Origin of the sequence: Streptomyces sp. NRRL WC-3549, from assembly GCF_000721935.1 — a bacterium.
Classification (GTDB): domain Bacteria; phylum Actinomycetota; class Actinomycetes; order Streptomycetales; family Streptomycetaceae; genus Streptomyces.
This window is the reverse complement of sequence record NZ_KL585395.1, coordinates 117,168-118,127: the sequence shown is the minus strand read 5'-3', so window position 1 is coordinate 118,127 and position 960 is coordinate 117,168. Positions and strand designations below refer to the sequence as shown.

The following is a 960-nucleotide window of genomic DNA, read 5'->3' as shown; positions in this document are numbered from 1 at the left end:
CGGTGACGTGTCCGGACTTGAACTGCGCCAGTGTGCGGGTGCGCTGCGGCTGCGACTTCCCGCCGTGCAGCGCGGCGGCCCGTACACCGCTGTTGAGCAGGTCCCGGGTCAGCCGGTCGACGGCGTGCTTGGTGTCCAGGAACATGATCACCCGGCCCTCGCGGGCGGCGATCTCCGTGGTGGTGGCCTGCTTGTCCGCACCGTGCACATGCAGGACGTGGTGCTCCATCGTCGTGACCGCGCCGGCCGAGGGGTCGACGGAGTGCACGACCGGGTCGGTCAGGTAGCGGCGCACCAGCAGGTCCACGTTGCGGTCCAGGGTCGCGGAGAACAGCATGCGCTGGCCCCCCGGGCGCACCTGGTCCAGCAGCGCCGTGACCTGCGGCATGAAGCCCATGTCGGCCATCTGGTCGGCCTCGTCGAGGACGGTGACGTCCACCTGGTCCAGCCGGCAGTCCCCGCGGTCGATGAGGTCCTTGAGCCGTCCCGGCGTGGCGACGACGATCTCGGAACCGCCCCGCAGGGCGCTCGCCTGCCGGCCGATCGACATCCCGCCGACGACCGTGGCCAGCCGCAGCCTGACGGAACGGGCGTACGGGGTGAGCGCGTCGGTCACCTGCTGCGCCAGCTCCCGGGTGGGGACGAGGATCAGCGCGAGCGGCTGCCGGGGCTCGGCGCGCCGGCCGGCGGTCCGGGACAGCAGCGCCAGGCCGAAGGCCAGCGTCTTGCCGGAGCCGGTCCGGCCACGGCCCAGCACGTCACGGCCGAGGAGGGTGTTGGGCAGGGTCGCGGCCTGGATCGGGAACGGCACGCTCACGCCCTCGGCCCCGAGCGCCGCGAGCAGCTGCTCCGGCATACCGAGGTCGGCGAAGGCCTCGACGGCGGGCAGCGCGGGGGTGACCGTCTTCGGGAGCGCGAACTCACCCCGGGCCGGGGCGGGCCCTGTCTCTTATACACATC

1 pseudogene is annotated in these 960 nt (G+C 73.1%); it reads right to left on the bottom strand.

From position 1 onward, the window contains the following. A pseudogene (locus tag IH13_RS0113335) lies at positions 1-940 on the bottom strand (DEAD/DEAH box helicase); the annotation flags it as partial. Between the last annotated feature and the right edge of the window lie 20 nt (positions 941-960).